A 3,913-nucleotide genomic window follows, 5' to 3' on the forward strand; every position below is an offset into this window, starting at 1 on the left:
CAGTCGGTGTGTTTTTCTCGTCTCGCTTAAATTTTAGGGTTAATCCGCCTTTGGTGCCGGTCTTAATCCCCGTCCCTAATAATTTTACTTCACCTTCCCCGGTAATCTCTACGCAAAGCTCTACTTCATCGAGTTTAAAACCGGTTTGTTGGTTGACCTGTTTCTGTGCTTGATTGAAGACTTTGCCGATAAGCTGGAGAAAATGGGATAGTTCTGTCTCTAGCTTCTCCACGCTCACTTTTACGCCGCGAGTCGCCGCTTCGGTCATAGTTTTCCTTTTGTCCCAGGGATTGTCATAGGTGTCGTTTCCTTTCGCGTCTTCATCGACGGTGACGGGGGTATCTTCTGCGGTGATAATCCAAATAGTTTCTTCTGGCATAGCGTTCTCGTTTTTCGGCAATGGTTCTCCTTTATTATTCTAGTTACCCATTGCTAACTCACCTACAGAGTTTATTGTACTTGGGTTGATGCAAGGAAACCCAATCAAGAGTAGGGTGGTTGGGTTTCGCTTTTTCTATTTTCGGCTACAATCGGAACAGCGCTGTACTGCTTGCTCAATCAATGCTTACCCTCAAAACGAGTAAACTAACCCTTGCTGATGTTCAACGTCATCTCAATTTTCAAGAAAAGCTTGAGGATGTTTCATTTACAGAGCTTTTAGCTTTGGAAACCGTCAGCGAGGCAGAAAAATTAGAACTTGTTCAAATCCGCAACGATTTTCGACCCTATTTGATGGAAGATAAAGCATCAGAAGGACAAGTTAAAGTTTTAACCCTATTTCCCCTATTGCGGTTAGCGGGTTTTTATCGTTATCCGATTAGGATTAGGGTTGAAGAAGGGATTGATAATATTATCCTTGTGGATGAAGATAAAACTATTAGCGGACGCTTTGATATTGTCACGGTAAATAATTCGATAGCAACTGTCAATGATATCCCTTTTGGGATTTTAGTCATTGAAGCTAAAGAGAGTGGAATCGAAGTACGTCAGGGATTACCTCAATTATTGACTTATGCCTACAATAGCTTAGAAAGACAACCCTCAGTTTGGGGATTAGCGACTAATGGCTTACAATATATGTTCGTCTATCTCAGACAAGAAACTAACCCCACTTATCAGATAATGCCAGAACTTAATTTAATGTATCCTGAATCAGCAATTAATCTACTCCAAATTCTCAAGGCCATGGGTCAGCTAATTTTAGAGACATAATTAGGACTCAAACAAGCTATAATCTCCGATGCTTTGTCTGTGTATATAGGGAATTAAAAGCGTCTTGAATACTTACCACTATTTAAAACTCCTAATTAAGTTGTCGATTGAACGAGAATGAATTAGTTGATGCTTGAGCAACATCTAACAAAGACTCGATTACAGAATTAACCACAGCAGCTACGCAGGAAATCGCTACACTATTACCCGTTAATTTTCGCATAGTTTGATAACTGCCGACAATTTGATAATCATCGGGAAAACCTTGTAAACGTAGCATTTCTCTTGCTGTTAAGCGTCTTTTTCCATCCACTAACAAATAATTATAGGATGCTCCTGCTCGCAAGGCACAGGAATAGGGATAAGCACTGACATTTCCTCCTTTATTTTCGTGCCAGATAGTCGGTTCACTATCAGGTTTTTTTCCCTCTCTTTTCAGCAGGCGACTTTTTTGAATTTTTTCGGAAGCATAATAAAAATCTGAGACATTTTCCTCTAATATTTCCGTTAAACTTGTTCTAGATAAAGCTGGTTTTGGCCAGATAAAACCCCGCGCTTCTCGGAAACCAACGATAAAAATCCGTTCCCGTTTTTGCGGTAAACCAAAATTAAGAGCATTCAAAACCCGATAATCGGTATAGTAATCTAAATCTTGTAAAGTATCGAGAATAACTTGCAAGGTTTTTCCCTGTTGATGTCCCTGCAATTGCTTGACATTTTCCAGAATAAATGCTGCGGGTTGTTTGACTTTTAAAATGCGGACAATCTCAAAAAATAGCGTGCCTCTGGTATCTTCAAACCCCTTTAAATCACCACAAATACTAAAGGGTTGACAGGGAAATCCCGCCATTAAAATATCATGATTGGGAATATCTAGGGCAGCTATTTCGGTAATATCTCCCCGGGGTTGGTCGCCAAAATTAGCGTGATAAATTGCCTGAGCATCTTTATCTATATCACAGGAAAAAACACAATCAGATTCTAAGTTTTTTTGGCGACAAACTCGTTCAATTGCGACTCGAAACCCTCCCAAACCACAAAAGAGGTCAATAAAACGAATTTTTTTACTATCTTTCAGGAGATTCATTGATAGTTGAGATTGTAGCGATAGGGATATTCTCTTTGATTTTAACTTATTCAACTTTCACCAAAGAGCGGACGGTAAATATTTCATTGGCGCTTGAGAGTAACAAACTGAAAACAGTCGTCATCCCTGGAGACATACACAAAAAAAGGATGGTGGGTTAAGCTTCTTGAACCTCAGTTTTCTAGAAAATCACAGCGAAGAATAACAGAATTATATAATTTGAAATTCATCCTGTTTAAGATTTTGAATTGATTCAATCTTGGAAACTTCTACAGCGATAACTGTATAGGCTTTTCCCTGATTATTTAACACTTCTAAAACATAGCCATCCTCTTGGCCTTCGGGTCGAGGACAATAATCCACGATAATCGCGTGAGTGCCACGAGACAAATTAGATTCTGGCAAATCTTCGGTTAATTGAACTTCGGAAAACATATCAAATTTCATAGTCTAACTCTTTTAATCTGGTAATAAAGTCACAAATCTTGTTTCTTTCGTAAGTGAGTCGATAATCCAATAGGTAGAGACTTGTAAGTTTATCCCGTTCACCCCTTGTAAAAGTCCTTTAATTTCATAAATATCACCGAACTTTGTTTGTTTATTTAAGGTGGCCTCGTTGAGAAGAATACGTCTTAAATCTTGTTCCAATACCTGCCAGTTGTCTAAATTATATCCTGCTTGTGCCAGAAAGCCTGATTTATCATCTTTGGGTTGTAAAACTAGCAAATACCGGGTTAATTTAGCTGGTGGGATTGTCGCATTGGGATTTAAATAAGGCATTTATATTGTAATTTAGCCAATTTCTTTATAGACTTCTATAAAATAGATTTTACAGTATATGCGGGCAGTATTGCCAGGCTTTTTCTTTGTCTAGGATTTGATCATTTTCAACTTCTTCGATGAGTTTTCCTAGTCCGTAATCCTCTAGGATTTCTTCGATTTTTTCAAATTCAGCAATGGGAATCTGAACGGCAATCGGCTTTTGATCTTTGTCTAATACATAGCTTTTGTTAATTTCTAGCATTTGGTTTTCCCTCCGATACAATTCTTAAAAATTGGCTGTAACCTTTATATGTTACATTTTACAAGTCTCGACGCGAGAGAAGAGACCCGTCTGTATCCCGGTAAATACCCTCCAACAACCTCATCCCCTTCCCACCCCCCAAAGGGACAAGGGAGGTGTCCTAGGGGTGCTTTTATGTCAAAAGTAACATCTTTGTAGTATATCCAGCTTTTATTCACTCGCCAGCCTACCCTATCTCCGAAAGCGGTCCAAACTCTTTCATTATACTGCCGCGTCCCACCAAGTTCGCGGTAGATTTTCGCCTGCACGGAAAAACCAAAGCGACCGCCACTATATTTAACCCATAATTGGTCAATGGTTCGCAAATCCTCGCAGGGAAAATTATCGATATCCTCTTCCCGTAGCCATCCTTCTTTTGTGCGGTTGGCAGCCTGTAGCATCACGTTGGCGGTTTCCTCGTCCGCTTGCTTCCATTGCTGCCGTTTTAATAAATCTTCTAATTTCCGATAATCGATTCCTTTGGCACTTTTAAGTTCGATTTCTGGCGGTGACGCGGGTTTCGGGGTTTCTGTTATCGTTTTCGCCGACTC

7 protein-coding genes are annotated in these 3,913 nt (G+C 39.7%); 1 reads left to right on the plus strand and 6 read right to left on the minus strand.

What is annotated here, in order from left to right:
• A partial coding sequence (locus IM473_RS06425; RefSeq protein WP_287660550.1) for a Pepco domain-containing protein occupies positions 1 to 400 on the minus strand: 400 nt, incomplete at its 3' end.
• A gap of 161 nt (positions 401 to 561) precedes the next feature.
• Between IM473_RS06425 and IM473_RS06430 the strand changes: the two genes are divergently transcribed.
• Entirely contained in the window at positions 562 to 1,212 is a 651-nt protein-coding gene (locus IM473_RS06430) for a restriction endonuclease subunit R (RefSeq protein WP_287660552.1), read from the plus strand.
• Positions 1,213 to 1,303: 91 nt separating this feature from the next.
• On the opposite strand, the gene IM473_RS06435 is transcribed toward IM473_RS06430, so the two are convergent.
• The 5 genes from IM473_RS06435 to IM473_RS06455 all read right to left on the minus strand — a co-directional run.
• Positions 1,304 to 2,299, minus strand: a complete 996-nt coding sequence (locus IM473_RS06435; protein WP_287660553.1) for a DNA cytosine methyltransferase — start codon at positions 2,297 to 2,299, stop codon at positions 1,304 to 1,306.
• A 210-nt stretch (positions 2,300 to 2,509) separates the two neighbouring features.
• Positions 2,510 to 2,746, minus strand: a complete 237-nt coding sequence (locus IM473_RS06440) for a DUF4926 domain-containing protein (protein ID WP_002731660.1) — start codon at positions 2,744 to 2,746, stop codon at positions 2,510 to 2,512.
• A 12-nt stretch (positions 2,747 to 2,758) separates the two neighbouring features.
• Positions 2,759 to 3,079 carry a DUF6883 domain-containing protein gene (locus tag IM473_RS06445; protein WP_002795824.1) on the minus strand — a complete coding sequence of 107 codons (321 nt, stop codon included), beginning with the start codon at positions 3,077 to 3,079 and terminating at the stop codon, positions 2,759 to 2,761.
• A 49-nt stretch (positions 3,080 to 3,128) separates the two neighbouring features.
• Complete coding sequence (locus IM473_RS06450) at positions 3,129 to 3,323, minus strand: RelB antitoxin-like protein (protein WP_079205868.1); 195 nt, start codon at positions 3,321 to 3,323, stop codon at positions 3,129 to 3,131.
• Between the two features lie 44 nt (positions 3,324 to 3,367).
• On the minus strand, positions 3,368 to 3,913 hold a 546-nt coding region (locus tag IM473_RS06455), incomplete at its 5' end, for a GUN4 domain-containing protein (RefSeq protein ID WP_287690388.1).

The sequence above is a fragment of the Microcystis sp. M015S2 genome (genome assembly GCF_020245945.1).
Taxonomy (GTDB): domain Bacteria; phylum Cyanobacteriota; class Cyanobacteriia; order Cyanobacteriales; family Microcystaceae; genus Microcystis.